Raw genomic sequence first — 25,520 nt, 5'->3', positions numbered from 1 at the left:
CAGCGCACGAATCGGCGCCCTTCGTCCTTGGGTTTGGCTCAGCGACGGATACCTAGCGCCTCGCGCTGATGCTCGAAGAGCTGGGCGCCAGCGTTTTCGGCCAGCTCCAGCATGGCGTTGAGCTGTTCCCGCGAGAATACCCCCGCCTCGGCGGTGCCCTGCACTTCGATCAATCCACCCGGCTCGGCCATGACCACGTTCATGTCGGTCTCGGCGGCACTGTCCTCGGGATAGTCGAGGTCCACCACCGGAACGCTCTTGAAGAGCCCCACCGAGACCGAACTGACCAGCTGCACGAAGGGGTCGCTCTTGATCAGCTTTTTGCGCTGCAGGTAACGAATGGCATCCACCAGCGCCACGCAACCGCCGGTGATAGAGGCGGTGCGGGTGCCACCGTCGGCCTGGATCACATCACAGTCGACGGTAATGGTGAATTCCCCCAGTTTCTTCAGGTTCACCGCGGCGCGCAGCGAGCGCCCGATCAGGCGCTGGATCTCCAGGGTGCGGCCACCCTGCTTGCCGCGCGCCGCCTCGCGACCGCCCCGAGTGTGAGTGGCGCGAGGCAGCATGCCGTACTCGGCGGTGACCCAGCCCTGGTTCTTGCCGCGCAGCCAGCGCGGCACGCCGGCCTCGACGCTGGCGTTGCATAGCACCTTGGTGTCGCCGAACTCCACCAGCACAGAGCCTTCGGCATGACGCGTATAGTCACGGGTCAGGCGAATCTCGCGCGGCTGGTCGGGGCGTCGCCCGCTGGGGCGAGTGGGGTCGGAAACCATGTTACCTCTCGAATCGGCAGTGGGTTCGAAAGCGCCCAGCGCAAGGTGACGGAAAGCGTCGATTCATGGGGGCGGGCGCCGAATGGCCGCCCATTCTACACGGTCGGCCACACGGTCGTGACAAGGAATCGGTTACACTCCTCCTGCAACAGGCCGACAAGCTGGCCATCGCGGTACCGCCGATCGAAAGAGGAATCACCATGGTCGACCACAGCACTCGGGTTCACAGCATGACCGCCTTCGCCCGCGGGAGCCGGGAAGGCGACTGGGGTAGCCTGCAGCTGGAACTGCGCTCGGTGAACCAGCGCTACCTGGAGCCCTTCTTTCGACTGCCCGAGGCGCTGCGCGACCTCGAGCCCAGTTTTCGCGAGACGCTGCGTGAGCGGCTCGCCCGCGGTAAGGTCGAATGCTACCTGCGCTTCGAGCCCACCGACGCCAGCGAGAGCCTGGCGGTCAATCATAAACGCCTGGTCGCGCTGGCTGAGGCGCTGGGCGAAATCCGCGAGGCGCTGCCCCAGGTCGCCATGCCCGATGCCCTGGCCCTGCTCGATCATCCCGGCATTGTCGAAGCCCAGGGCATCGACCTGGAAACGGTGAAGGCCGAAGCCGCCTCGCTGTTCCAGGTTTCCCTTGACGAGCTGATCGATGCCCGCGCTCGAGAAGGGGCAAAGCTGGCGACGCTGATCCGTGAGCGGCTGTCCGGCGTACGCGAACAAGTGGCCGAGGTGCGCCAGCGGATGCCGGAGATTCTCGAGCGCCAGCGTGCCCAACTGTTGGAGCGGCTGGAAGCGATTCGGGCCGAGCTCGATCCCCAGCGGCTCGAGGCCGAGCTGGTCCTGCTGGCACAGAAGGCCGACGTCGACGAGGAGCTCGACCGGCTCGAGACCCATGTCGGCGAAGTGGAGCGTCAGCTCGGCCAGAAGGGCCCCAAGGGACGCCGTCTCGACTTCCTGATGCAGGAACTCAACCGCGAGGCCAACACCCTCTCCTCCAAATCGGCGGTGGCCAGCACCACGCGCTGCGCGGTGGAACTCAAGGTGCTGATCGAGCAGATGAGAGAGCAGATCCAGAATATCGAGTAGCGTCTCGGCGTGTATAATATGGGCCCGTTTCACCTTTGCGCCAGGCAGGCTGTATCAGCGTCATCGCAGTCGCTCATTACGGAAGTTTCCCCATGTCCCAAGGCACGCTTTTCATCGTTTCCGCGCCTTCCGGCGCCGGCAAGACCACCCTGGTGCGCGAGCTGATCGAGAGCCTCGACGGCATCCAGGTCTCGGTGTCCCATACCACCCGGGCCCGGCGCCGCGGCGAGGTGAACGGCGTCAACTACCACTTCGTGGAAACCGCCGAGTTCGAGGCGATGATCGCGCGCGGCGAGTTTTTTGAACATGCCAGGGTGTTCGACAATTACTACGGCACCTCGCGGCCGGCCGTGGAGGCGATGCTGAACGCCGGCCAGGACGTGATCCTCGAGATCGACTGGCAAGGGGCCCGTCAGGTGCGCAGCCAGATGGCCGATGCGGTGTCTATCTTCATCCTGCCCCCCTCGCGTGACGAGCTGGAGCGCCGCCTGGCCAGCCGCGGCACCGACGAGCATGCCACCATCGCGCGGCGCATGCGCGACGCGGTCAGCGAGATGTCGCACTACGATGAGTACGACTATCTGGTGATCAACGACGACTTCACCACCGCCCTGCGCGAGCTGCAATCGCTGGTGATCAGCCGTCGCCTCAGCCTGGCGCGGGTGCGTGAAGCCCACGGCTCGCTGCTGGCGGCGCTGTTGTCCTGACCTCGGCGCAGGCACTTGCCCTGCCCCTGTCGCCGACGCTTGTCACGGCCGCCGGGCGTCGAGTAATCTAGTTTGTCCTATTCCATTTTCTTGGATGCTCGGCGCTTGCCGGACATCCCCTCACAGTTTCCGGGAAGACCCCCTATGGCGCGTGTCACCGTCGAAGATTGTCTGGATAACGTCGAAAACCGCTTCAAGCTGGTGATGATCTCCACCCAGCGCGCTCGCCAACTGGCCCGTGGCTCTCGCGATGCCCAGCTGCCGTGGGAGAACGACAAGCCCACCGTCATGGCCCTGCGCGAGATCGCCGCCGGCCTGGTCGATCATAGCGTATTGGACGAGCCGATCGAGGCGCCGGTCCGGATTCGTCGCGAGGGCGAGCCGGGCATTCCCCTCGAGGAGTAAGGCAAGTCACCCAAGGCGCGCTAATGTTCACCATCGACGACCTGGCCGACCGACTCGGCGGCTACCTTCCAGCCGACGAGATTCAGCAGGTCAAGCGCGCCTTCTACTATGCCGAGCAGGCCCACGACGGCCAGCGGCGACGCTCCGGTGAACCCTACGTCACCCACCCGCTGGCGGTGGCCAACATCCTCGCCAACATGCACATGGACCATCAGAGCCTGATGTCGGCCATGCTGCACGACGTGATCGAGGATACCGGCGTGTCCAAGGAGGCATTGGCCGAGCAGTTCGGCAAGCCGGTGGCGGAGCTGGTCGACGGTGTCTCGAAGCTGACCCAGATCACCTTCGAGGACAAGGCCGTCGCCCAGGCCGAGAATTTTCAGAAAATGGTGCTGGCAATGTCGCGCGATATTCGCGTGATCATCGTCAAGCTCGCCGACCGCCTGCACAACATGCGCACCCTGGGCGCCCTGCGCCCTGAGAAGAAGCGGCGCATCGCCCGCGAGACGCTCGAGATCTATGCCCGCATCGCCAGTCGGCTGGGCATCAATACCATTCGGGTGGAACTCGAGGATCTCTCCTTCCAGGCACTGCATCCGATGCGCGCCGAGCGCATCAAGCGCGCCGTTTCCAGCGCCCGAGGCCACCGCCGTTCGGCAATCCGCCAAGTCCAGACCACTTTGCAGAAAAGCCTCGACGACGAAGGCCTGCCCGGCACCGTGGTAGGCCGCCAGAAGCACCTGCTGTCGATCTACAAAAAGATGCGCGACCAGCGCAAGCCGTTCGCCGAAATCATGGACGTGTTCGGCTTTCGCATCATCACCGAAGACGTCAACAGCTGCTACCGCATCCTCGGTGTGGTGCACAACCTCTACAAGCCGGTGCCAGGGCGCTTCAAGGACTACATCGCCATACCCAAGGCCAATGGCTACCAGAGCCTGCATACCACCCTGTTCGGCAGTGGCGGCATGCCCATCGAGGTGCAGATTCGCACTCGCGAGATGGAAGCCATGGCCAACAACGGCATCGCCGCCCACTGGCTCTACAAGGCGGGCCAGACCGAACATCCCATCGCCGAGGGCAGCCATGCCCGCGCCCGGGAGTGGGTCAAGGGGCTGCTGGAGATGCAGCGTCACGCCGGCGACTCGCTGGAGTTCATCGAGCACGTCAAGAACGACCTGTTCCCCGACGACATCTACGTGTTCACGCCGCGTGGCGACATCATGGAACTGCCCCAGGGCGCCACGGTGATCGACTTCGCCTATGCGGTGCACACCGATATCGGCAACAACTGCATCGCCTGTCGCATCGATCGCCACCTGGCGCCACTCTCCACCCGGCTGGAAAGCGGCCAGACGCTGGAGATCATCACCGCACCGGGCGCTCGCCCCAACCTGGCCTGGCTCAATTTCGTGGTTACCGCCAAGGCCCGTTCGGCAATTCGTCACGCCCTCAAGCACCAGCAACACACCGAGGCGGTTCAACTCGGCCGGCGCCTGCTCAACAAGGCGCTGGGCGATTTCGAAACCAGCCTGGAAGAACTGCCGGAGAACGTCCTGCCGGAACTGCTTGAGGAGCTCTCGCTCAAGAGCGAGGAGAGCCTGCTCGAATCGATCGGCCTCGGCACTCGGGTGACCCACGTGGTGGCCCGTCGTCTGATCGACATCCTGCACGGCGACATGGCCGAGGCCGGCCAACGCACGCTCCAGCCCCAGGGGCCGATCTTGATCAGCGGCGCCGAGGGCATGGTGATCAAGTTCGCCCGCTGCTGCCATCCGCTGCCGGGTGACCCGGTAGTCGGCCACCTGTCGGTAGGCAAGGGCATCGTGGTGCACCGTGCCGAATGCCGCAATCTCGACGAACTGAGGAACGATCCGGACAAGCTGTTCGCGCTGGAGTGGTCCCACGAGATCGTCGAGGATTTCCCGGTGGCGCTGCGCATCGAGATCGAGAGTCGCCGTGGCCTGGTGGCGGAACTCGCCAGCCTGGTCACCGATGCTGACGCCAATATCGAGCGCATCGGCATTGAGGAGCGCGACGCGCGCCTCTCCATCGTGCACCTCACCCTGGCGGTACGCGATCGCGTTCACCTGGCCCGAATCATCAAGCGCATCCGTAACCTATCGCACGTCGGCAGGATCTCGCGCGTCGGCAACTGAATCCGCTTCCGGCCCGTTCGTCGCTCTGGCGACGAGCGGGCCTTTCGTTAGTGCATCGCCATGAGAATCACAAGGAGACCCACCATGAGCAACAAGGCTGTCATCAATACCGACAAAGCGCCCGCCGCCATCGGCCCTTACTCCCAGGCCATCAAGGCCGGCAACACCGTCTATCTCTCCGGCCAGATCCCGCTCGACCCGGCCACCATGGCGCTCGTTTCCGACGATTTCGAAGCCCAGGCGCGCCAGGTCTTCGCCAACCTCAAGGCGGTATGCGAGGAGGCTGCCGGCTCGCTGGGCGAGATCGTCAAGATCAATCTGTACCTGGTCGACCTCGACAACTTCGCCATCGTCAATCGGATCATGGAGGAGTTCTTCGAAGCGCCCTACCCGGCGCGTGCCGCGGTAGGCGTAAAGGCGCTGCCGAAAGGCGCTCAGGTGGAAGCCGAAGCCGTCATGGTGATTGGAGACTAGCAGAGCGTGAGGCTGTTTCTGGCCCTGATGCCGCCGTCCGAGCTGCGCCAGCGGCTCGGTGAGCTGGCGGATGCCGCCCACGCGCGCTGCGGCGGTCGACGCATGCCGGACGACAACCTGCACCTGACGCTCGCCTTCCTCGGCGAGGTGGGCGAGGCGCAGGCGAGCGAGTTGGCCGACTGGGTGGGCGGTCAGCGCATCGAACCCGGCAGATGGCACATCGACCGCTGGGGCTGCTTCCGACGGCCGGGTATCGTCTGGGTCGGCGGGGGCCCCCACCCGGCCTTGTCACGTTTGCAGGAAGCCTTATGGGGCACGCTCGAAACACTCGGCTTGGGGGGCCGCCCCGCCCGATTCGTTCCCCACGTCACTCTGCTGCGACGCGCTGCCACCTTCGAGCGACAAGGATTACCCGACGTAGCGCTGGCATGGTCTTATAATCAGATAGCGCTGATTCAATCGATCATCGATGATCGTGGCGCACGCTACCAGGCCCTGGCGGAATCGCAGAACTGAGCTCAAGGACGAAGCGCGCCAACGGTGAGTCGCCCCGCACCGGTGCGTACGCGAAAGGAGAAACCATGATCCAGCGAAAATCCGCCGCCACTCTGGCGGCCTGTTTTCTCATGACGGGCAGTCCCACCGGTCTGGCCGATCTCTATATCGCAGGTGGCGCCACCAGCGAGTCGAGAGCCGCCGCTCGAATCGAATTCGATACCATGATCGGTCTCGATCGCCTGCATCCGCAGCTTGACCTGCGCCTGGCTACCGGCCTGCTGTTGCTCAACGGAGAGGAGAGCGACGAAAACGCCGCCTGGTTGCTCTCGCCGATGCTGCGCTACACTTTCGCCGGGGAGAGGAGCGTCTTCGTCGAGGGCGGCATCGGCGCTGCGGTGTTTCTCGATGCGCGGATCGGCTCGCGCGATCTCTCCACGGCGTTTCAGTTCCAGGATCGCATCGCCTTGGGAGGGTCGCTGGGACCCGGCGAACTCTCGCTGAGCTTCACGCATTATTCCAATGCGGGCATCAAGGCGCCCAACGAAGGCATCGAGGTGCTCGCCCTGGGCTACCGTTTGCCGCTGTGAGCGCAGGTCGGCGGGAAAACGGGATGCCCGGAACCAGAGCAAACAGGCAGCGCGGGCGTTTTCCCGCATTGCCTGTCGCGCCAGGCCCGGATCAGACCGGTTCGGCCAGGAAGCCGCCCTCCTCCATCACCTGAGCGTAGCCGTCTCGGTAGCTGGGAAAGCGAAAGACATAGCCCGTCTCGCGCAGGCGGGTATTGTCGCAGCGTTTGCTTGCGCGCTTGCGCAGCGGTGCCTGGATCACTTCGGTCGGCTCCACCTTGAGCTGGAGGGCGAGCCAGGCCATCACCTCGTGCAGCGGCTCCGGCGCACAGTCACTGGCCAGGTAGAGATCGTCGAGCGGCTGGCCGGCGATATCGAGACCGATCAGGTGCTTCAGCACGCCGGCGCAATCGTCGCGATGGATGCGGTTGGAGTACATCGGGGGTGTCTTGGGCGCGATACGTCTCTCGAGTACCTGTCGGATCAGGCGGTCGCGTCCCGGGCCGTAGATGCCCGAGAAACGCACCGTGGTGCCGGCCAGCGCACTCTCGCGCAAGGCTCGCTCAGCCTCGCGCATCACCGTCCCGGAGAATCCGGCCGCTTCCGCGGGGCTCTCCTCATCAACCCGCTCGCCCTCTTTCTGCGCATAGACGCTGGTGGACGAGACGAAGAAGAGGCGCTTCGGCGCCCTGTCGCGTCCCTCATAGATGCGCAACACCGTCTTGAGGCCGTCGCAATAGGCGGCTCGATAGGCGGCCTCGTCGAAGCGGTCGGCACTGAGGATGTAGACCACGTAGTCGGCGTCAGGCAATCTGGCCAACGCGTCCTCGTCAAGCAGGTCGAGTGCCAGCGGTTCGATGCCGGAACCCTCCAATGCCGCTACGCTGCGGCGGGCGCCGATCACGTGATGTCCGGCTACCAGCAGCTCGCGCCCCAGCACCATGCCGATATCGCCACAGCCCAGAATCAATGTCGTTTTCTTCACCTTTCTCTCGCCCCCTGATAAAAAGTCCCTATTGAAAGTCATCTATCGTCCGAGAGGATGCCCAAGGGCACCAGACATGACTCTAACAGAACTTCGCTATATCGTAACCTTGGCTCAGGAGCGGCATTTTGGACGCGCCGCCGAGCGCTGCTTCGTCTCGCAGCCGACGCTGTCGGTGGCCGTCAAGAAACTTGAGGAAGAGCTTGGCGTGGCCCTGTTCGAGCGCTCGAAGTCCACTGTCCAGGTTACCCCGCTGGGCGAGAAGATCGTCGAGCAGGCCCAGCGCGTACTGGAGCAGAGCAGTGTGATCAAGGAATTGGCCAACGCCGGCAAGGATCAGCTGGCCAGCCCCCTGCGCATCGGCGCGATCTATACCATCGGCCCCTACCTGTTCCCTCATCTGATACCGTCGCTGACGCGCAGCGCTCCGCAGATGCCGCTGTACATCGAGGAGGGCTTCACCGCCAACCTGCGGCGCAAGCTGCGTAGCGGCGAGCTCGACGCCATCATCATCGCGCTGCCGTTCACCGAGACCGACGTGGTCACCAAGCCCCTCTATGAGGAGGAGTTCGAGGTCCTCATGCCGGCCAACCACGCCTGGAGCCAGCGTGATGTCATCGAGAAGGAGGATCTGCTCAAGGAGCGCCTGCTGCTGCTCGGCGAAGGTCATTGCTTCCGCGATCAGATCCTCGAGGCCTGTCCGGCGATCAGCGCGCAGCTCAACAGTCCGAGCAATACCCTGACGGCCGAAGGCGGCTCGCTGGAAACCATCCGCCACATGGTCGCCTCCAAGCTCGGCATTACCGTGCTGCCGCGCTCGGCCATCGGTACCGGCCATTACGAGAGCGGCCTGCTCACCAGCCGTCCCTTCCGTTCGCCGGCCCCGTCGCGCACCGTGGCCATCGCCTGGCGCGCCAGCTTCCCGCGACCCAAGGCGATCGATGCCGTCACCGATGCGATCCAGCAATGTCACGAGGCGCTTCCCGAACCGGCATGAGCGCTGACACCAATGCGCTTGACGCGCCGGTCACCTCCCTCAAGGGAGTGGGAGAAGCGCTGCGGCTGAAGCTGGCCCGGCTGCGCGTGGAGAGCGTGGCCGACCTGCTGTTTCATTTGCCGCTGCGCTATCAGGACCGCACCCGTATTACGCCGATCGGCACCCTGCGGGCCGGTCACGAGGCGGTGGTGGAGGGCGAGGTCTCGGCCAGCGAGGTGGTCAAGGGACGCCGCCGCAGCCTGCTGGTCAGGCTGCGTGACGGTTCGGGCATCATCAGCCTGCGTTTCTTCCATTTCTCCCCTGCGCAGCAGCAGCAATTCCGCTCCGGTGCCCGGGTGCGCTGCTTCGGCGAGGCCCGTGCCGGCGCCACCGGCCTGGAGATCTACCACCCCGAGTACCGCCTGTTGACCAGCGATACGGCGCCGGTCGAGGATCACCTGACACCGATCTACCCGACCACCGAAGGGTTGCACCAGGCGCGCTTGCGGGCGCTGATTGAACAGGCACTGGAACGGCACGACGCCGCTCCCGAGGCGCTGCCCGATTGGATTCCCAGCGAGCTGCGCCAACGCTTCGCCCTGCCCGAGCTACATCAGGCCCTGCATGTGTTGCACCAACCACCGCCGGATGCCGATCCCGAACGGCTCGCCAGCGGCCGGCATCCGGCCACGCGCCGGCTGGCGCTGGAGGAACTGCTCGCGCATCGCCTGAGCCTGAGAGAGGTGCGCCTGAGAATCCAGCAGGACGGCGCGCCGGGGCTGCCCAGCGGACGCGGCCTGCAGACGCGCTTTCTTACCCAGCTTCCGTTCTCCCTGACCGGCGCCCAGCGCCGCGTGCTCGACGAGATCGGCAGCGACCTGGCACGCGAGGTGCCCATGCTGCGCCTGGTGCAGGGCGACGTCGGCTCGGGCAAGACGGTGGTCGCGGCGATGGCTGCGCTGGCCGCCATCGCCGGCGACTGCCAGGCGGCCATGATGGCGCCCACCGAGATCCTGGCCGAGCAGCACTATCATACCTTCAAGGCCTGGTTCGAGCCGCTCGGCATCGAGGTGGCCTGGCTGTCGGGCAAGCTCAAGGGCAAGGCGCGCCTCGATACCAAGGCGGCCATTCTCGACGGACGGGCTCGCATGGTGGTGGGCACCCACGCCCTGTTTCAGGGCGACGTGCACTTCCAGCGCCTGGGACTCGCCATCATTGACGAACAGCACCGCTTCGGCGTGCACCAGCGCTTGGCGCTACGCGAAAAGGGGGAAGCCGGGGGCCTCACGCCGCACCAACTGGTAATGACCGCCACACCGATTCCACGCACCCTGGCAATGAGCGCCTACGCCGACCTCGACGTTTCGATCATCGACGAACTGCCGCCCGGACGCACACCGGTGAAGACAGTGGTAGTCCCCGATGAGCGCCGTCCGGAGGTGGTCACCCGAATCCGCCACGCCTGCGCCGAAGGACGTCAGGCCTACTGGGTCTGCACCCTGATCGAGGAGTCCGACGCGTTGCAATGTCAAGCCGCCGAAGCCACCCGCGACGAGCTCACCGAGGCGTTGCCGGAACTCGCCATCGGCCTGGTACACGGACGCATGAAGGCCACCGAAAAGGCCGGCGTAATGGATGCCTTCAAGCATGGCGAGCTCGACCTGCTGGTCGCCACCACGGTGATCGAGGTGGGCGTCGACGTGCCCAATGCCAGCCTGATGATTATCGAGAATCCCGAACGGCTGGGGCTTTCGCAGCTGCATCAGCTGCGCGGTCGGGTGGGACGTGGGTCGACCGAGAGTTTCTGCGTGCTGCTCTATCACGGTCCGCTGTCGGCTCACTCCCGGGAGCGGTTGGCGGTGATGCGCGAGACCACCGACGGGTTCCGCATCGCCGAGAAGGACCTGGAGCTGCGCGGTCCCGGCGAAGTGTTGGGTACCCGCCAGACGGGGCTGGCTCAGATGAAGATCGCCGATCTCGAGCGCGACGCCGACCTTCTCGAACGCATTCCTTCCCTGGCTGAGGCGCTGCTCGCCGGGCACCCCGAGGCCAGCCGGCCGCTGATCCGCCGCTGGCTCGGCGACGAGGCGGGACGCTACGGTCAGGTATGACGGGCCTCAACCCGCCGCAGCGGCGCCCGCGCCGGCCGAATCATGGCGTACCTCGATCAGGCGATCGGCCGCTTCTGTCAGGGGCCCCAACTGCCGCGCGATCAACAGTAGCTGGGTCTGCATGGGGCGGTAGATTTCGCCCTCAGCCCCCTGAGACTCGCTTTCGAACCATGCCACCAGTGCCTCTCTCGCCTCTTCGAGTCCAGCCACCGGTACGCGCCGAACCAGGCGATCCGACAGCATCTCCAGATAGTCGGCGATGCGGCGCGCGGCGGGAACTAGGCGAGCGACATAATCCGCCTCGCCGAGTCGGTGCCGATGGGCACCCAGCGCCGAGAGATACCCAAGCAGGGTGTGCGACAGTACCAAAAAACGGAAACCTTCATCGGCATCGCGACGGCGGTAGTGCTCGGGCTCCTGTAGCAGGTTGGCCAGCAACGTTGACAGCGCGGCATCGGCGTTGTGGGCGTTGCGCCGCGCCAGTCGGTAGGCGAGATCGTCCTGCTTGCCGCTCTGATACTGCTGCAGGATTTCCTCCAGGTAGCGGCGGCTGGCGGTGAGCGCGCTGGCCGCCTCGCGATGCAGGCGCCTTCCCTGCCAGTCGGGCAGAATGAAGAACACCGCTGCACCGGCGATCAACGCGCCGATCAGCGTATCGAAGAGCCGCGGCCAGATCAGGTCGAAGCCGTCGCCGACCTGGTTGAAGCTGCACAGCACCAGCAGCGTGATCGCGGCGGTGGCAACGATGTAATGCTTTTCACGGGTGGCGAAGAAGGTCACCCCTGACAACACTGCGATCAGTGTCTGCAGCAACGCACTGGGAAACAGTGTGATCGAGGCCCAGCCGACGGTCAGCCCCAGCACGGTGCCGGCAATGCGCTGGACCAGGAAACGCCGGGTGGCGGCGAAGTTGGGGCGGCAGACGAATAGCGTGGTGAGCAGGATCCAGAACCCCTGGGTGGGATGAATCAGGTGCAACAGGCCGTATCCCACCAGCAGGGCCAGGGGCAACCGGATCGCATGGCGAAAGGTGGGTGAGCCCATCGTCAGATTAAGACGAATGCGCTCCCAGGCATCCTTCAGGCTCGATGGCGAGCGATCAAGCAAGCTGACATCGTCCTGATCGGCGCCAGCGTCGGGATTGTGCGCCATGGCCAGCTGCTCTTCCAGGGTGGCGAGGTTGTCGGCCAGGGCGGTGAGCGGAGGCATCAGGCCACGCCACGCCGGATTGTCCATGGCACGCAGATGATCGATGGAAGCGCGCAGATCGGCGAGCGCCCGTTCGCTCTGGCCGTGCTCGAAAGGACGATTGAGCAACAGTGCCTTGCCCAGCCGCTTGCACGCCTGCCCCTGCTGGTCGAGCAGGCGCTGGCAGCGGAACAGCACGTCGTGATGGAAAAAGGCGTCGGTCAGCTGTGCGTAGGGGTAGTGCGAGGAGCTGGCCCGCTCGTGAATGTCCTGGGCAATGAAGTAGATACGCAGGTAGCGGTTAAGCTTGCGGCTGCCGCGCTGCCCCTCGAGTCGGCGAAAGATCATCTCCTTGGCGCGATTGAGCGCCTCGACCACCTTGCCGTTCTGCCGCGCCAGCGCCAAGCGGCGAGCCTCCACGTCCAGCCCACGTAGCGGCTCGAACAGCATCGACTTGAGGATCAAATACTTGCCCAGCTCGCGATAGAGCTGGGCCATGCTCTGCTTGACCGGCTGGCGCGAGAACAGTGCGCACCAGATCACTGAAATCGCCCCGTACCAGGCCGCCCCCAACAGGATGAGCAACGTCTGGTTCCAGCCCCCCGCCTCGGGCACGCTGGCGTGGTGCTCGATGGAGATCATGGTGTAGATCGCCAGTATCAGCGTGCCGGAGGCGATGGTGGCGTAGCGCTGCCCCACCGCGCCGAGCATGATCAGGACGAAGGTGGAAACACCCAGCATGACGGCGAACAGCCACGGCCAGGGAAAGAGCCAGCGCACGGCAAGCGATGCGACGGCGAAGCAGAGCAGCGTCACCAGCAATGCCTGCAGCCGCCCTTGCCAACTGTCGTCAGTCTCCGACAGGGCGCTGGCGATGATGCCCAGGAACAGCGGGATCAGCAGCGCGATGTCGGCCAGCACCCAGCTCAGCGCGAGCGCCCCGCTGAAGGCGAGAAAGACCCGCAGGCTGTAGGCGAACTTGTCCAGCGTCCAGAGTCGTTGCAGCGAGAGCGATAGCGATATCGGCATGAAAGGCATCATCTCGCAGAGAGCCATGCCCTATACTCTACCCGACATTCGACTTTCGTATAGACACACAGTCAACGCAGGCTCTTACGCTGAAAGCCGGGAAAGCCAGCTATCGGCTTCGGCCTGGAGCGTTTCACGCTCACCTTCCAGCGCACGCCGCTCTTTCGGGTCGGCGAGCCCCTCAAGGTTATCGTCAACCCCCGCCAGCACCGCACCTAACCCCGCATGCAGCAGCTTCGCACCGGCCAGGGTATCGCTCTGCAGCCGCTCGGCCGTTTGGGGTAGCGCTTCAACACTCAACACCAGCCCGTCGCGACAGGCCCGTGCAATCGCCAGCGGCACGCGACAAGCGGATTCGATGGCCCGCTCCATCTCGCCGATTTCTCGTCCGGCCCGCTGAGGCGTGCCATGGGAGTGCTTCTTGGCCGACAGGTAATTCTCGAAGACGGCGATATCGTCATCGGCAAGGCGTGCCAACTCGTCGCGCAAGCCATCGCCACGCGCGATCAGCTCCCTCCGCGGCACCCCGGGCGCTCGGGTATCGCTCAGGCGCAACCCCTTGAGGACGAGGGCCAGACCCAATCCCGCGCTGACCGCTGCCGCCGCACCGCAGCCCGGCATGGCGCGAGCCTCGATAGCGTTGCGGAAATCCGTGAGCGGCAATTGCCATATGCTAGGTGAGCGTTCCATGGTCTTCCTTGCAGTCGATACGCTCAAAGTGTAGGTCCGCCGTGTCCTCTCAGGGTGTAATTTTCAGAACATTAAGCGCCTATCATTGGAACACTCTCCTTTCGATACTCGGGGTTGTCCCATACCACGACAAGGACAACTCCATGGACATGAAACTGCTACTCGACTGGCGTCTGCACCTGACGGTGGTGCTGGCGTCGCTGCTGGCCGAAGCGATCGGCATCCTGCGCATTCCTCTCGGTCCCGGCACGCTGTTGCTGCTGCCGCTGTTCTACGCCTTCCTGATCGGTGTGCTGCTCAATCCGCACCTGTTCTCGGGCATGCAGCGGATCATTCCCAAACGGGTCAGCAACGCCGCCGGGCCGCTGATCATGATCTCCATCCTGCCCTTCATCGCCAAATTCGGCTCCACCATCGGCCCGGCCATCGAGCAGATCATCGCCGCCGGCCCCGCGCTTCTCCTGCAGGAGCTCGGCAACCTCGGCACCATGCTGCTGGCGCTGCCTTTCGCCGTGCTGGTGCTGCGCATGGGACGCGAGGCCATTGGCGCCACCTACTCCATCGCCCGCGAACCCAACATCGCGGTCATCTCCGACAGATACGGCCTGAGAAGCCCCGAAGGCATCGGCATCATGGGGGTCTACGTGGTAGGCACCATGTTCGGCACCCTCTATTTCGCGCTGATGGCCGGCTACCTGGCCTCGCTGGATGTCCTCGACATCCGTGCTCTGGCCATGGCCTGCGGCGTGGGCAGCGGCAGCATGGTGGCGGCCTGTTCCGGCGCCCTGGCAGAAGCCGCACCCCATCTGCGCGACGAACTGCTGGCCTTCTCCGGCGCCAGCAACCTGCTGACCTACGCCACCGGCCTCTACGTCTCCCTGTTCATCGCCCTGCCCGCGGCCGAATGGCTCTACAAGCGTCTGGGCGGCGCCCCCCTGCAGGAGATTCGCCATGAAAGCTGATACCACTCCCACACTGAACGCCGACGCCCTCGAGGAGTTGCGCCCCGAGCAGCAGCTCGGCAAGACCGCCCTGTTGCTGGCCGTGGTGTGCGTGGCGGCCTGGTGCTCGAACATGATCAACGGCGCCCCGCTGCTCCAGGCATTGCCCGGCATGATTCTGCTCTATGTCATGGTCATGATCGGCTTGGTCATCGGCCGCTTCGCCCCGTTCTACCTGCCCAGCGTGGCCTGGGTCTCGCTGGTCAGTATCGCCATGACGTTGCCTTTCTTTCCCGGCAACGCCTGGGTCGTCGAGCAGCTTTCCCATGTCAACTTCCTCGCCGTGGTGACGCCGGTACTGGCCTATGCCGGCCTGGCGCTGACCGGCCGCGAGTTCACCATGTTCCGCCAGACCGGCTGGAAGCTGGTGATCGTCTCGCTGCTGGTATTCACCGGTACCTTCGTTGCCTCGGCATTCATCGCCCACCTGATTCTCTGAGGAGCCCGTTCATGGATGACCGCCTGCTACCGACGCCCGAGCGCCTCACGGCCTGGCGCCACGACTTCCATCGCCACCCGGAAACCGCCTTCGAGGAGCATCGCACCGCCGGGCGCATCGCCGAGCTGCTGCGCCAGGCCGGTCTCGAGGTCGTGACCGGGCTGGGTGGCGGTACCGGCGTCGTGGCGATTCTCGACGGCAGGCGCGGTCCCGGACGCGCCATCGGGCTACGGGCCGACATCGATGCGCTCGACGTCGAGGAGGCCAACCGCTTCGATCATGCCTCCCGCAGGCCGGGCAAGATGCACGCCTGCGGTCACGATGGACATACCACCATGCTGCTGGGGGCAGCCTGCGCACTGGCTGCCGCCCCTGACTTCGCCGGCAGGGTGGTCTTCATCTTCCAACCGGCGGAGGAGAGCGAGGGCGGCGGCCGCGTGATGGTCGAGGAAGGGCTCTTCGAGCGCTTCCCCATGGAAGCCGTCTACGGTTTGCACAACTGGCCCGGACTCGCCGTGGGCGAGGCGGCGGTGCATGACGGCGCGGTAATGGCCGCTTTCGACGTCTTCACCCTGAGGCTCAGCGGGCGCGGCTGCCACGCCGCCATGCCTCACCTGGGCAGCGACACCCTCCTGGCCGCCTGTCAGCTGGCCAGCCAGCTGCAGGGGCTGATCAGTCGCGAGACGCCGCCCCACCAGAGCGCGGTGCTCAGCATCACCCAGTTCCACGCCGGCGACGCCTTCAACGTGATCCCGGAAACGGTGGAGCTGCGCGGCACCCTGCGCTGCTTCGACGGCGAGCTGCGCACCTATCTGGAGCGACGCTTTCGTCAGGCCGTCGAGGCGCTGGCCGGGTTCCACGACCTCAAGGTCGAACTCGACTACCAGTCGCGCTATCCCGCCACGATCAACGCGCCCGAGCATGCGGCGCGCTGCGCCGGAGTGCTCGAGACGTTGCCGGGCATCACCCGCGTGCATCGCGACCTGCCGCCGAGCATGGCTTCGGAGGACTTCGCCTTCATGCTCGAGGCCTGTCCCGGCGCCTACATCTGGCTCGGTAACGGCGTGGAGAGCGCGGCACTGCACAACCCGCACTACGACTTCAACGACGCCATCGCCCCGCTCGGCGTGGCTTACTGGCAGGCACTGGTCAAGGCCCTGCTGGACGACTGACGGCGCTTTTCGCCACGGCTTCCATGGCCGCAGCGCTGCTGCGGCCCGGATCGACGCGCCTGCCAGACACGGCATCTGCATCTTATTGAGGAACGTCCATGAGAATCTGCGTTATCGGCCTCGGCCAAATGGGCGGCAACATGGCCCTGACCCTGCAAGCCGCCGGTTTCGACGTCGCCGGCAGCGACCTGTTCGAGAGCGCCCGCCAGCGCCTGGCCAAACGGGGGCTGCCCGTGATCGCCCCCGACGAGCTGCCACCGAGCGACGTCTACCTGCTGTCGCTGCCCACCTCGGCCCAGGTCCGGGAGGTGGTCGAGACCTCGCCCGGCCTGCTCGGCCTGGCACCGAAGGGCAGCGTCATCGTCGATACCTCGACCTCGGATCCGGTGATCAGCCGGGAGCTGGCCGCCAAGGTCCAGGCCGCCGGGCTGGAATGGCTCGACGCCCCGGTCAGCGGTGGCCCCAAGGGAGCGGCGACGGGCAAGCTCGGCATGCTGCTCGGCGGCGAGGCGGCCACCATCGAGTGCCTGGCGCCGATGCTCGAGGCGATGTCGGCCCGCTATACCCATGTCGGCGGGCCGGGCAGCGGCCATGTGGTCAAGCTGGCCAACAACTATCTGTGCGCCGCGCACCTGCTGACCACCGCCGAGGCGGTGGCCATGGCCGCCCGCGCCGGGGTCGATCCCGCCGCCTGCCTGGCCGGACTCAACAGCGGCTCGGGGCGCAGCGCGGTCAGCGAGGTCAACTTCCCCGAATGGATCCTCTCCGGGCGCTTCGACTCGGGTTTCACCACCGGCCTGATGCGCAAGGACCTGCGCCTGGCCCGCGACGCCGCCAAGCGCCTCGACATGCCACCGGGCCTGCTCGATGCCGTGGTCGAGGCGTGGCACGCCGACCCGGAGCATCTCGCCGATGGCGACGACTTCAACCGTATCGCCGGCGCGCTGCTGGCCGCTGCTACCCCCACCGAGGAGACTGCGCCATGAACCCTCTCAACCAACAGGCCCGTGAACGACTCTCGACGCTGCTGGATGGCTTCGCCCTGCAGGACGAGGTGTGGTTCTCCAACTGGGTCGACGGCGCACCCTGTCCGGGCGAAGGCGAGACGATAACGCTGGTCGATCCCGCCACCGACGAGGCGCTGCTCGACTATCGCGATGCCGGCCCCGCCCTGGTCGAGCGTGCCGTTGCCGCCGCCAGCCGGGCGCAGCAGGCGTGGATGGCACTCACCGCCAGCGAGCGCGGTCGACGCATGAACGCCGCCGTACGCGGCCTCGAAGGCCAAGAGGAAGCACTGGCCCAGCTCGAGAGCGTGGTGGCCGGCAAGCCGATCCGCGACTGCCGCGGCGAGGTCGGCAAGGTGCGCGAGATGTTCGAGTACTACGCCGGCTGGTGCGACAAGCAGCACGGCGAGGTGATCCCGGTACCCACCAGTCACCTCAACTACGTGCGTCACGTGCCCTATGGGGTGGTGGGACAGATCACGCCGTGGAACGCGCCGATGTTCACCTGCGCCTGGCAGCTCGCCCCGGCCATCGCCGCCGGCAACGGCGTGGTGCTCAAGCCCTCCGAACTCACCCCCTTCACCTCGGTGGTGATCGCTCGGCTGCTGGAGCAAGGCGGCCTGCCCAAGGGGCTGGTCAACATCGTCAACGGCCTGGGGCCGAGCACTGGCGCGGCACTCACCGGCAGCGAAGGCATCAGCAAGCTGGTATTCGTCGGCTCGCCCCACAGCGGTCGCCTGATCGCCGAGGCCGGCGCGCGGCGGCTGGTACCGAGCGTGCTGGAGCTGGGCGGCAAGTCGGCCAACATCGTTTTCGCCGATGCCAGGCTAGACGCCGCCGTGGCCGGCGCCCAGGCGGCGATCTTCGCCGCGGCGGGACAGAGCTGCGTGGCCGGCTCGCGACTGCTGGTTCAGCGCGAGGCCTTCGCGGAGGTGACCGAGCGGCTGGCGCGCGCCGCGGCCGGGATCGAAGTCGGCCTGCCCGGCGACGAGGCGACCCGCATGGGGCCGCTGCAGAACGCCCGCCAATACGCTCACGTGACGCGCATGATCGAGGACGCCGTGGCCGCCGGCGCGCGGGTGATCGCCGGTGGCAGCCGCCCGGCAGGCTTGCCCGAGGAGGCAAAGGGCTACTTCCTGGCACCCACGGTGCTGGTCGACGTCACCCCGGAGATGGAGATCGCCCGCGAGGAGGTATTCGGCCCGGTACTGGTGGCAATGCCCTTCGATGATGAAGCGGAGGCCGTACGCCTGGCCAACGCCACCCGCTTCGGTCTCGCCGGCGCGGTGTGGACCCAGGACCCGGCCCGCGCGCACCGGGTGGCCGGCCAACTGCGCGCCGGCACGGTGTGGATCAACGGCTACAAGGCGATCAGCGTGATGTCGCCCTTCGGCGGCTTCGGCGACAGCGGCTTCGGTCGTTCCAGCGGTCTCGACGGCCTGCGCGAGTACACCCTGCCGCAGAGCGTGTGGGTGGAGACCGCCAGCGAAGCCAGCGTGGCGATGGGCTACGGCAACGGCGTGGGCTGATCGCCGCCCGCCGCAGCGCTCTCGAGGGAGGGCACCGCGGCGCCCTGGAAGGCCTGCATCCAGCGCTGAAGGTGGCGCAGCAGTAGCACGCTGGCCTTGGGCTGCTGGCGCCCGATGCGGGTGACCATATGCGCCTGGGAGCGCAGGAACAGGGGGTCGTCGACCGGACGCGCCATCAGCGTTCCCGCTTCGAGATCGCGGGCCACGGCAAAGGCCGGCAGCAGGGTGATGCCCATGCCGCTGCGCACGTACTGCGCCAGTACCGCCATGGAGTTGGTATTCATGCTCATGCGCGGACGCAGCCGCGCTTGGTGAAAGGCCTGGTCCACCATCTGCCGCACCTGGTGGCTGGGATCCCACATCGCCATCGGCTCCTCGCTCAGTTGAGCCAGGGTTAGGGGCTCCGGCTCTTCGGCCAGCGGGTGCTCGGGCGGCAGGATGGCCATCAGCGGCTGCGGGCTCGAGACCCAGAAGCGCAGCTGGTGGTGGGTACGTTCATGAAACATCAGGCCGATATGGGCCTGTTCATCGATGATCGCTTCGATGATGCCGGAGGTGCCGGCCAGATGAATATCGAGCTGGATGCCGGTATAGCGTTCGGTAAACTCGCGCAGCGGCTTGGCGATCAGGTCGCCGACGAAACCTTCGCCCACCACCAGCGACACGGTGCCGGTCTCCAGCCGTTGGTAGGCCTCCAGCGAGGCGATGAAGCTTTCGTCGAGGGCGCCGCGCCGCTCGCAGTATTGCAGCAGCATCTCGCCCACCGGCGTGGGGCGGATGCCGGTTCGCTTACGCTCCAGCAGCGTCGCCCCTAGTGCCTCCTCCAGCAGGTTGAGTTGCCGGCTCACCGCCGAGGGAGCGATGTCGAGTCTTGCGGCTGCCTGACGTACTGAGCCCGATTCCAGGGTGACTCTAAAATAGACCAGCCGCTGGTGAGGGATATCCACGTCATGTCACGCCATGCAGGGGAAGCTTGGTAATGAAAGTGATTCAGAGCTGCGTGAGCAGCTTCTGCAGTTTTTTCAGGTCGCCCGAGTCGCCCACTAGGCGTACCTGGCCTGCCATCATGCCATCGAGAAAGGCTTGCTGGGTCGGCTTGCGCAGCACGCGAATGGCGGTCGTCTCGTCGTCGAAGCGCAACTCCAGGTCGAGGTCCACGGGAAGCCCCGGGGCACTCTGAATGCCCTCGGGCGACATGCGATAGTGACGTGCGACGGAGAGGTCTTCGGTGGCAATACCCCAATCGAAGGCACGCATGTCGGATAGCGTCTGACGGAAGCCCGGCTTGCGGCGCAGGGCTCGCTTGAGCAGCCATCCCAGCAACCACAGCATCAATCGCAGCTTCATGTCGATCCAGTCCGAGCGAGAGAAGGATATCGCGGCCTGACGACACAGGCCGCGCCACGCAGAACCGTCTGGCCTACGTCACCCCTTGCCGACGGCGTCCTTGAGACCCTTGCCCGGCTTGAAGGCCACGGTCTTGCTGGCCGGAATGGACAACGGCTGGCCGGTCTGGGGGTTCTTCCCGGTTCGTGCGGCACGCTCGCGCACGGTGAAGGTACCGAAACCAATCAGGGAGACATCCTGACCCTGAGCCACGCTACCGGTGATTTCGTCGAGAATGACGTTGAGCACCTGACTGGCCTTGTCCTTCGATAATTCCGCACGCTCGGCAATTGCCGCAGCAAGTTCTGGCTTACGCATACAGCCCTCCTGGTATGGCTATAATCCCGGCACGGTCGGCCGGCTGTGTTGTTCTTCACGATAAGTTTCAAGCGCGATCGCCTGTCGCTCCCGGAGAGCCCGTTCCCTTGTGATCGGGTTCACCCCTGCTCATGAAGCGCAAGCGGAGTTTATCGCCAGTTCCTTACGGGCAGAAGACAATCAGCCGAAGTACTGACGACACTAGCCTAGCAACGGCGGAGCGGCTCGCGCCAGCTCAACTTTCCGCCTGACGCAACCTCCTGTCAACGCAAAACCGATCAAACGTTCGTCTTGGTCTTCGGCATAGGCAGCCAGATCCCGACCTTCGCCCTCGATCCGCCAGCGCGCCGGAGTGCGTAGCGGCGGCAGTGCCACCACCGGCAGCAGCGCTGTCTTGACCAGCACCGGCCAGGCACCGTAGCGCACCTCGGTAGGGGTGCCGGTCAGCGTATGGGCCAGGGCCTTGGCGCCGGCCTGCAGCGGCTGCACGTACATGGCGTTGACGCCATCCACACAGGCCACGTCGCCGAGCGCATGGATTCCCGGCACCGAAGTCGCCAGGTAACGGTCGACCTGGATACCCGTCGGCCCGACATCCAGGCCAGCCGCCCGGGCGAGCCCGACGCGCGGCCGCAGACCGGTGGCAACCAACACCAGGTCGGCCTCGATCACGCTGGCACCGTCGATGATCACGCCGATGTCGCCGCCAGCCTCCTCCAGCCGCTCCAGACCGTGCCCCAGAGCCAGCGTCATGCCCGCCTCCGCAAAGGCCTCGCCTAGCGCGCGCCCCAACGGCTCCGGCAGCAACCGTGGCAGCGGAGCGCTTTCCGGCGCCACCAGGCTCACCGCATGGCCACCGGCGACCAAGTCGTTGGCGAACTCGCACCCCACCAGGCCCGCGCCAACAATCGCCACCCGCGCCGGGCGGCCCAGCGTTTCGAGGGCGGCATGAAAGGCGCGGTAGTCGTCGAGATCGTTGATGCTGAAGACGCGCGCAGCGACGGCATCCGGGATGGCGAAAGGCACCGCGGGAGCGGCACCGGTGGCCAGCACCAGTTCGCCGAAGGGCAGGCGCTCCTCGCCGATATGCAGCAAGCGTGTCGCCGGATCGATGGTGTCGATGCGCGTGCGGGTTCTCACCACCGCGCCGAGCTGGTCGGCTACCTCCAGCGCCGAGCGCGTCGCCAGCCGCTCGGGTGGCAGTCGTTTGGCGAAGCCGGTAGAGAGCAGCGGCTTGGCATAGTCGTCACCGCTGTCGGCGGTGATCAGGGTGACAGAGCGCTCGGCATCCAGCGAGCGCAGCTGTCGGAGCAGGCCGATGCCTGCCATGCCGGTGCCGACGATGGTCAAGGGTGCGGTCATGGGGCTCCTTGGCGTTGCACGGCCGGAATTACGGCCGGCGCGGACAATCGTGTCAGAACCGCATGTTACACTATGCACCCCGCTTTCGACCCGGAGTGTGCTGGTGTCCCGGAACCCCATGGCGCGCCACGTCCCGCATGTCCTAGCCCCCACCTGGCGACCTCTGGCCGCCGCTCGGCCCGTCATCAGTCCCGCTTGGTGGGATTGGGTGGCGTCGCGCGACTCCCTCACCGCGCGCCTGATCGAGGCTGGCGCCGGACGTGCCTTCCGCGTGCACCTGCTCGACCAGCGCCTGGGGCGCCCGCGCCCCGACGAAGCGCGGGCGCTGGGCCAGCCGCTGGGGCGTTTCGCCTGGCTGCGAGAGGTCGCCCTGTACCTCGGTGAACGCCCCTGGGTCGTGGCCCGCTCGGTGGCGCCCTTGACACAGCTGCGCGGGCAACGCCTGGAGCGTTTGGGCGAGCGCTCGTTGGGCAGCTGGCTGTTCCGCCAGCCCGACCTGCAACGCAGTGCCATCGAGGTCACGCCGACACCTCCCTCCTTCCATCCGCAGCGCGGCCCCTGGGGTCGCCGCTCGGTGTTCCGCCATGCTCGCTTTGCCGTGCTGGTACAGGAATTCTTCCTCGACGGAATGGCGGATGAACTGGGGCTGCCGGCACGTTAGGATAGGCGTCATCCAATGAGGAGGAACCGATGGATCGCTCCCTGCTCCGCCCCCGCGGCCTCGCCCGGCTGTCCGATTTCCTGCACCTGATGCGCCTGGATCGCCCCATCGGCACCTGGCTGCTGATGTGGCCCACTCTATGGGCGTTATGGGTGGCCTCCGCGGGGCTACCAGAGCGCCACCTGTTGCTGATCTTCGTTGTCGGGGTCTACCTGATGCGCGCCGCCGGCTGCGTGGTCAACGATTACGCCGATCGCCATTTCGACGGTCACGTGAAGCGCACGCGAAACCGACCATTGGCCACCGGGCGCATCGGCGAGGGCGAAGCCAAGGTCCTGTTCGTCGTCCTGGTGGCAGCGGCCTTCGTGCTGGTGTGGTTCACCAACCCGTTCACCGTGCTGCTGTCGCTGGTCGGCGTGGCCCTGGCCTTCATCTATCCGTTCATGAAGCGCTACACCCACCTGCCGCAGCTGTTCCTGGGCGCCGCCTTCTCTTGGGCGATTCCCATGGCCTTCGGTGCCGTGCTCGGCCATCTGCCCCTGGAAGCGTGGCTGCTGTTCGCCGCCAATGTGGCCTGGACAGTGGCCTACGACACCGAATACGCCATCGTCGATCGCGACGATGACCTGCGCATCGGTATCAAGTCGACCGCGGTGCTGTTCGGTCGTGCCGATCGCGCCATGATCGGCCTACTGCAGCTAGCCACGCTAGGCTTGCTGGGCTGGGTCGGATTTCGCCTGGAGCTCGGCGCCTTCTTCTGGCTGGGCCTGGTGGCGATGGCCGCCACCTTCGTTCATCAACAGTTTCTGATACGCACGCGCGAGCGGGATCGCTGCTTCCAGGCCTTCCTCAACAACCACTGGTCGGGGTTGCTGGTGTTCGCCGGCATCGCCCTGAGCCTGTGGCCCGCGATGGGTAGCGGATGATGCTGGCCTCGCTGTCATCCAACTGTCATGGTGACGTGGTGAGATCGTCACCGACCCGTCACTGACCGCGAGGCTTCGGGATGACCGCCAAGACCGTTCTGATTGTCGACGATGAAGCGCCCATCCGCGAGATGATCGCCATGGCCCTGGAAATGGCCGACTATCGCGTACTGGAGGCGGCCAACGCCCAGAGCGCACACGCCTTGATCGTCGATCACCAGCCCGACCTACTGCTGCTCGACTGGATGATGCCCGGTACCAGCGGTATCGAGCTGGCTCGCCGTCTCAAGCGAGAGGAGGCGACACGCGAGCTGCCGATCATCATGCTCACCGCCAAGGGCGAAGAGGACAACAAGATCCAGGGCCTTGAGGCCGGCGCCGATGACTACATCACCAAGCCCTTCTCGCCCCGTGAGCTGGTGGCTCGACTCAAGGCGGTGCTGCGCCGTACCACACCGAAGGGCGTCGAGGAACCGGTGGAAGTGGACGGACTTCGCCTCGATCCGGTCAGCCACCGAGTCAGCGCCGACGGCAAGACGCTGGAACTGGGCCCCACCGAGTATCGCCTGCTGCAGTTCTTCATGACACACCAGGAACGCGCCTACACGCGCAGCCAGTTGCTCGACCAAGTATGGGGCGGCAACGTCTATGTCGAGGAACGCACCGTGGACGTGCACATCCGCCGCCTGCGCAAGGCATTGGGCGATGCCCACCAGCATCTGGTCCAGACCGTGCGCGGCACCGGCTACCGCTTCTCCAACAAGGGTTGACGTGCGTCCCTGGAGCCACGAACTCTGGCGCATCGGCCTGCTGGCCATCGCCGGCGCCCTGGTCGGCTGGCTGCTATCCTCGCCAGGGCTCGGGCTGGCTGCGGGAGTCGCCCTGCGCCTGATCCATCACCTGCACCAGCTACATGCGCTGCGCCGCTGGCTCTCGCGCAATCCGCATAACGAACCGCCCGCGGCCACCGGCCTGTGGGGCGAGCTGTTCGACCGGCTCTACCGTTACCAGAAGGGACAGCGTCACACCCAGACCCGCCTGCAGGCCACGCTCAGGCGTATCCAGGAATCCTCCGAGGCCATGCGCGATAGCGTGGTCATGCTCGACCAGCGCGGCGACCTGGAGTGGTGGAATAGCGCCGCCGAGCGCATGCTGGGCCTTCAGGCGACCCACGATCGCGGCCAGCACATCACCAACCTGGTGCGGGACCCGCGCTTCGTCGCCTATTTCAACGCCCGCGATTACCGTGAGCCGCTGACTCTGGCTTCGCCGGTCGATGAACGCAAGGTACTGCAGTTCCAGATCACCCTGTATGGCGATGACGAGCGCCTGGTAATGGCGCGCGATATCACGCGGCTGCATCGCCTGGAGGAGATGCGCCGCGATTTCGTCGCCAACGTCTCCCATGAGCTGAGAACGCCACTGACCGTACTGGCCGGCTACATCGAGACTTATGCCGACGCTGCCGGCATGCTGCCGCCACGCTTGGCCCAGGGCTTGTCCCGCATGCGCGAGCAGACCGATCGCATGCAGAACCTGGTCAACGATCTGTTGCTGCTGTCACGCCTGGAGATCGATCAGGGCGGCGAGGATCACGTGCCGTTGGCCATGACGTCGTTGCTTGAGGAAGTGCGCCGCGACGCCGAGGCGCTATCGGCGGGCCAGCAGCGGATCGAGGTCGAGGTGGAGGAGCCCCGACGTCTGGTGGGCAGTGATGCGGAAATCCACAGTGCCCTGTCCAACCTCGCTTCCAACGCGGTGCGCTATACGCCGGAAGGCACCCGCATCACGCTGCGCTGGCGCCCTCACCCCAAGGGCGCCTGCCTGGAGGTGGAAGACGACGGCGAAGGCATCGATCCGGTTCATATTCCCCGACTCACCGAACGCTTCTATCGGGTCGACAAAGGCCGTAGCAGCGAGACCGGTGGCACGGGGCTGGGGCTGGCCATCGTCAAGCACGTACTGCTGCGACACGACGCCAGCCTCGAGATCGAATCCCATCCCGGCGAAGGCGCCCTGTTCCGCTGCGTCTTTCCCGACGACCGGTTGGCCCCGCCACAGACGACGGCCGGCTGA

Annotated in this window: 26 protein-coding genes; 18 read left to right on the top strand and 8 right to left on the bottom strand. The window is 65.9% G+C overall.

Annotation, left to right across the window (positions count from 1 at the left end; all coding sequences use genetic code 11):
- Positions 1 to 38 precede the first annotated feature (38 nt).
- Entirely contained in the window at positions 39 to 776 is a 738-nt protein-coding gene (gene rph, locus F0A17_RS16115) for a ribonuclease PH (protein ID WP_149329380.1), read from the bottom strand.
- Positions 777 to 976: 200 nt separating this feature from the next.
- Here rph and F0A17_RS16110 point away from each other — a divergent pair, with 200 nt between their 5' ends.
- The 7 genes from F0A17_RS16110 (at position 977) to F0A17_RS16080 (ending at position 6,688) form a co-directional block, all read left to right on the top strand.
- Positions 977 to 1,858 carry a YicC/YloC family endoribonuclease gene (locus F0A17_RS16110; RefSeq protein ID WP_149329379.1) on the top strand — a complete coding sequence of 294 codons (882 nt, stop codon included), beginning with the start codon at positions 977 to 979 and terminating at the stop codon, positions 1,856 to 1,858.
- A 92-nt stretch (positions 1,859 to 1,950) separates the two neighbouring features.
- Positions 1,951 to 2,565 carry a guanylate kinase gene (gmk, locus tag F0A17_RS16105; RefSeq protein ID WP_149329378.1) on the top strand — a complete coding sequence of 205 codons (615 nt, stop codon included), beginning with the start codon at positions 1,951 to 1,953 and terminating at the stop codon, positions 2,563 to 2,565.
- 144 nt (positions 2,566 to 2,709) lie between these two features.
- Positions 2,710 to 2,970, top strand: coding sequence for a DNA-directed RNA polymerase subunit omega (gene rpoZ / locus F0A17_RS16100; RefSeq protein WP_149329377.1), 261 nt, complete (start codon positions 2,710 to 2,712; stop codon positions 2,968 to 2,970).
- A gap of 23 nt (positions 2,971 to 2,993) precedes the next feature.
- Positions 2,994 to 5,129, top strand: a complete 2,136-nt coding sequence (locus F0A17_RS16095; RefSeq protein ID WP_149329376.1) for a RelA/SpoT family protein — start codon at positions 2,994 to 2,996, stop codon at positions 5,127 to 5,129.
- A gap of 84 nt (positions 5,130 to 5,213) precedes the next feature.
- Entirely contained in the window at positions 5,214 to 5,603 is a 390-nt protein-coding gene (locus F0A17_RS16090) for a RidA family protein (protein WP_149329375.1), read from the top strand.
- 6 nt (positions 5,604 to 5,609) lie between these two features.
- Positions 5,610 to 6,119 (top strand): RNA 2',3'-cyclic phosphodiesterase, encoded by a 510-nt coding sequence (gene thpR / locus F0A17_RS16085; protein ID WP_149329374.1) that lies wholly within the window; start codon positions 5,610 to 5,612, stop codon positions 6,117 to 6,119.
- A gap of 65 nt (positions 6,120 to 6,184) precedes the next feature.
- Positions 6,185 to 6,688, top strand: coding sequence for an acyloxyacyl hydrolase (locus F0A17_RS16080; RefSeq protein ID WP_149329373.1), 504 nt, complete (start codon positions 6,185 to 6,187; stop codon positions 6,686 to 6,688).
- A gap of 91 nt (positions 6,689 to 6,779) precedes the next feature.
- On the opposite strand, the gene F0A17_RS16075 is transcribed toward F0A17_RS16080, so the two are convergent.
- Complete coding sequence (locus F0A17_RS16075) at positions 6,780 to 7,652, bottom strand: NAD-dependent epimerase/dehydratase family protein (RefSeq protein ID WP_149329372.1); 873 nt, start codon at positions 7,650 to 7,652, stop codon at positions 6,780 to 6,782.
- 76 nt (positions 7,653 to 7,728) lie between these two features.
- Here F0A17_RS16075 and F0A17_RS16070 point away from each other — a divergent pair, with 76 nt between their 5' ends.
- Positions 7,729 to 8,649, top strand: coding sequence for a hydrogen peroxide-inducible genes activator (locus F0A17_RS16070; protein WP_149329371.1), 921 nt, complete (start codon positions 7,729 to 7,731; stop codon positions 8,647 to 8,649).
- Positions 8,646 to 10,739 (top strand): ATP-dependent DNA helicase RecG, encoded by a 2,094-nt coding sequence (gene recG / locus F0A17_RS16065; RefSeq protein WP_149329370.1) that lies wholly within the window; start codon positions 8,646 to 8,648, stop codon positions 10,737 to 10,739. The genes F0A17_RS16070 and recG overlap by 4 nt, the downstream gene beginning before the upstream one ends.
- Before the next feature lie 6 nt (positions 10,740 to 10,745).
- On the opposite strand, the gene yccS is transcribed toward recG, so the two are convergent.
- Together yccS and F0A17_RS16055 are read right to left on the bottom strand one after the other, a co-directional pair.
- Positions 10,746 to 12,956, bottom strand: a complete 2,211-nt coding sequence (yccS, locus tag F0A17_RS16060) for a YccS family putative transporter (protein WP_149329369.1) — start codon at positions 12,954 to 12,956, stop codon at positions 10,746 to 10,748.
- Positions 12,957 to 13,040: 84 nt separating this feature from the next.
- The gene (locus tag F0A17_RS16055) at positions 13,041 to 13,646 is read right to left on the bottom strand and encodes a cyclodeaminase/cyclohydrolase family protein (RefSeq protein ID WP_149329368.1); all 606 of its coding nucleotides are present in this window, start codon (positions 13,644 to 13,646) and stop codon (positions 13,041 to 13,043) included.
- A 143-nt stretch (positions 13,647 to 13,789) separates the two neighbouring features.
- Here F0A17_RS16055 and F0A17_RS16050 point away from each other — a divergent pair, with 143 nt between their 5' ends.
- From F0A17_RS16050 to F0A17_RS16030, 5 genes are all read left to right on the top strand, one after another.
- Positions 13,790 to 14,608, top strand: coding sequence for a DUF3100 domain-containing protein (locus F0A17_RS16050; RefSeq protein ID WP_149329367.1), 819 nt, complete (start codon positions 13,790 to 13,792; stop codon positions 14,606 to 14,608).
- The gene (locus F0A17_RS16045; protein WP_149329366.1) at positions 14,598 to 15,086 is read left to right on the top strand and encodes a hypothetical protein; all 489 of its coding nucleotides are present in this window, start codon (positions 14,598 to 14,600) and stop codon (positions 15,084 to 15,086) included. Before F0A17_RS16050 ends, F0A17_RS16045 begins: the two co-directional genes overlap by 11 nt.
- A gap of 11 nt (positions 15,087 to 15,097) precedes the next feature.
- On the top strand, positions 15,098 to 16,258 hold the full coding sequence (locus F0A17_RS16040) for an amidohydrolase (RefSeq protein ID WP_149329365.1): 1,161 nt from the start codon (positions 15,098 to 15,100) through the stop codon (positions 16,256 to 16,258).
- Between the two features lie 98 nt (positions 16,259 to 16,356).
- Complete coding sequence (locus F0A17_RS16035; protein ID WP_149329364.1) at positions 16,357 to 17,244, top strand: NAD(P)-dependent oxidoreductase; 888 nt, start codon at positions 16,357 to 16,359, stop codon at positions 17,242 to 17,244.
- The gene (locus F0A17_RS16030) at positions 17,241 to 18,791 is read left to right on the top strand and encodes an aldehyde dehydrogenase family protein (RefSeq protein WP_149329363.1); all 1,551 of its coding nucleotides are present in this window, start codon (positions 17,241 to 17,243) and stop codon (positions 18,789 to 18,791) included. The genes F0A17_RS16035 and F0A17_RS16030 overlap by 4 nt, the downstream gene beginning before the upstream one ends.
- On the opposite strand, the gene F0A17_RS16025 is transcribed toward F0A17_RS16030, so the two are convergent.
- The 4 genes from F0A17_RS16025 to F0A17_RS16010 form a co-directional block, all read right to left on the bottom strand.
- Complete coding sequence (locus tag F0A17_RS16025; protein WP_228716937.1) at positions 18,770 to 19,738, bottom strand: LysR family transcriptional regulator; 969 nt, start codon at positions 19,736 to 19,738, stop codon at positions 18,770 to 18,772. The two genes, F0A17_RS16030 and F0A17_RS16025, sit on opposite strands and share 22 nt — an antisense overlap.
- A gap of 43 nt (positions 19,739 to 19,781) precedes the next feature.
- Positions 19,782 to 20,138 carry a hypothetical protein gene (locus F0A17_RS16020; protein ID WP_149329362.1) on the bottom strand — a complete coding sequence of 119 codons (357 nt, stop codon included), beginning with the start codon at positions 20,136 to 20,138 and terminating at the stop codon, positions 19,782 to 19,784.
- 78 nt (positions 20,139 to 20,216) lie between these two features.
- The gene (locus F0A17_RS16015; RefSeq protein WP_149329361.1) at positions 20,217 to 20,495 is read right to left on the bottom strand and encodes an HU family DNA-binding protein; all 279 of its coding nucleotides are present in this window, start codon (positions 20,493 to 20,495) and stop codon (positions 20,217 to 20,219) included.
- Between the two features lie 201 nt (positions 20,496 to 20,696).
- A complete protein-coding gene (locus F0A17_RS16010) occupies positions 20,697 to 21,857 on the bottom strand; it encodes an FAD-dependent oxidoreductase (protein WP_149329360.1) in 1,161 nt (386 codons plus the stop codon).
- A 118-nt stretch (positions 21,858 to 21,975) separates the two neighbouring features.
- Between F0A17_RS16010 and F0A17_RS16005 the strand changes: the two genes are divergently transcribed.
- The 4 genes from F0A17_RS16005 (at position 21,976) to phoR (ending at position 25,520) form a co-directional block, all read left to right on the top strand.
- A complete protein-coding gene (locus F0A17_RS16005) occupies positions 21,976 to 22,518 on the top strand; it encodes a chorismate--pyruvate lyase family protein (RefSeq protein ID WP_149329560.1) in 543 nt (180 codons plus the stop codon).
- 29 nt (positions 22,519 to 22,547) lie between these two features.
- Positions 22,548 to 23,444: a 4-hydroxybenzoate octaprenyltransferase gene (gene ubiA, locus F0A17_RS16000; protein WP_149329359.1), complete on the top strand. Its 897-nt coding sequence runs from the start codon at positions 22,548 to 22,550 to the stop codon at positions 23,442 to 23,444.
- Positions 23,445 to 23,524: 80 nt separating this feature from the next.
- Positions 23,525 to 24,214, top strand: coding sequence for a phosphate regulon transcriptional regulator PhoB (gene phoB, locus F0A17_RS15995; protein ID WP_149329358.1), 690 nt, complete (start codon positions 23,525 to 23,527; stop codon positions 24,212 to 24,214).
- 1 nt (position 24,215) lies between these two features.
- Positions 24,216 to 25,520 carry a phosphate regulon sensor histidine kinase PhoR gene (gene phoR, locus F0A17_RS15990; RefSeq protein ID WP_149329357.1) on the top strand — a complete coding sequence of 435 codons (1,305 nt, stop codon included), beginning with the start codon at positions 24,216 to 24,218 and terminating at the stop codon, positions 25,518 to 25,520.

Source organism: Billgrantia pellis, assembly GCF_008297955.1.
GTDB classification, from domain to species: Bacteria; Pseudomonadota; Gammaproteobacteria; order Pseudomonadales; family Halomonadaceae; genus Halomonas; species Halomonas pellis.
The sequence above is the reverse complement of the archived record's forward strand: the minus strand, read 5'-3'. Positions and strand labels throughout refer to the sequence as shown.

What these genes read in the sequence shown, in the direction of transcription:
- rph (WP_149329380.1), bottom strand. Translation starts at nt 776, where the DNA reads ATGGTTTCCGACCCCACTCGCCCCAGCGGGCGACGCCCCGACCAGCCG.
- F0A17_RS16110 (WP_149329379.1), top strand. Translation starts at nt 977, where the DNA reads ATGGTCGACCACAGCACTCGGGTTCACAGCATGACCGCCTTCGCCCGC.
- gmk (WP_149329378.1), top strand. Translation starts at nt 1,951, where the DNA reads ATGTCCCAAGGCACGCTTTTCATCGTTTCCGCGCCTTCCGGCGCCGGC.
- rpoZ (WP_149329377.1), top strand. Translation starts at nt 2,710, where the DNA reads ATGGCGCGTGTCACCGTCGAAGATTGTCTGGATAACGTCGAAAACCGC.
- F0A17_RS16095 (WP_149329376.1), top strand. Translation starts at nt 2,994, where the DNA reads ATGTTCACCATCGACGACCTGGCCGACCGACTCGGCGGCTACCTTCCA.
- F0A17_RS16090 (WP_149329375.1), top strand. Translation starts at nt 5,214, where the DNA reads ATGAGCAACAAGGCTGTCATCAATACCGACAAAGCGCCCGCCGCCATC.
- F0A17_RS16080 (WP_149329373.1), top strand. Translation starts at nt 6,185, where the DNA reads ATGATCCAGCGAAAATCCGCCGCCACTCTGGCGGCCTGTTTTCTCATG.
- F0A17_RS16070 (WP_149329371.1), top strand. Translation starts at nt 7,729, where the DNA reads ATGACTCTAACAGAACTTCGCTATATCGTAACCTTGGCTCAGGAGCGG.
- recG (WP_149329370.1), top strand. Translation starts at nt 8,646, where the DNA reads ATGAGCGCTGACACCAATGCGCTTGACGCGCCGGTCACCTCCCTCAAG.
- yccS (WP_149329369.1), bottom strand. Translation starts at nt 12,956, where the DNA reads ATGCCGATATCGCTATCGCTCTCGCTGCAACGACTCTGGACGCTGGAC.
- F0A17_RS16055 (WP_149329368.1), bottom strand. Translation starts at nt 13,646, where the DNA reads ATGGAACGCTCACCTAGCATATGGCAATTGCCGCTCACGGATTTCCGC.
- F0A17_RS16050 (WP_149329367.1), top strand. Translation starts at nt 13,790, where the DNA reads ATGGACATGAAACTGCTACTCGACTGGCGTCTGCACCTGACGGTGGTG.
- F0A17_RS16045 (WP_149329366.1), top strand. Translation starts at nt 14,598, where the DNA reads ATGAAAGCTGATACCACTCCCACACTGAACGCCGACGCCCTCGAGGAG.
- F0A17_RS16040 (WP_149329365.1), top strand. Translation starts at nt 15,098, where the DNA reads ATGGATGACCGCCTGCTACCGACGCCCGAGCGCCTCACGGCCTGGCGC.
- F0A17_RS16035 (WP_149329364.1), top strand. Translation starts at nt 16,357, where the DNA reads ATGAGAATCTGCGTTATCGGCCTCGGCCAAATGGGCGGCAACATGGCC.
- F0A17_RS16030 (WP_149329363.1), top strand. Translation starts at nt 17,241, where the DNA reads ATGAACCCTCTCAACCAACAGGCCCGTGAACGACTCTCGACGCTGCTG.
- F0A17_RS16020 (WP_149329362.1), bottom strand. Translation starts at nt 20,138, where the DNA reads ATGAAGCTGCGATTGATGCTGTGGTTGCTGGGATGGCTGCTCAAGCGA.
- F0A17_RS16015 (WP_149329361.1), bottom strand. Translation starts at nt 20,495, where the DNA reads ATGCGTAAGCCAGAACTTGCTGCGGCAATTGCCGAGCGTGCGGAATTA.
- F0A17_RS16010 (WP_149329360.1), bottom strand. Translation starts at nt 21,857, where the DNA reads ATGACCGCACCCTTGACCATCGTCGGCACCGGCATGGCAGGCATCGGC.
- F0A17_RS16005 (WP_149329560.1), top strand. Translation starts at nt 21,976, where the DNA reads ATGGCGCGCCACGTCCCGCATGTCCTAGCCCCCACCTGGCGACCTCTG.
- ubiA (WP_149329359.1), top strand. Translation starts at nt 22,548, where the DNA reads ATGGATCGCTCCCTGCTCCGCCCCCGCGGCCTCGCCCGGCTGTCCGAT.
- phoB (WP_149329358.1), top strand. Translation starts at nt 23,525, where the DNA reads ATGACCGCCAAGACCGTTCTGATTGTCGACGATGAAGCGCCCATCCGC.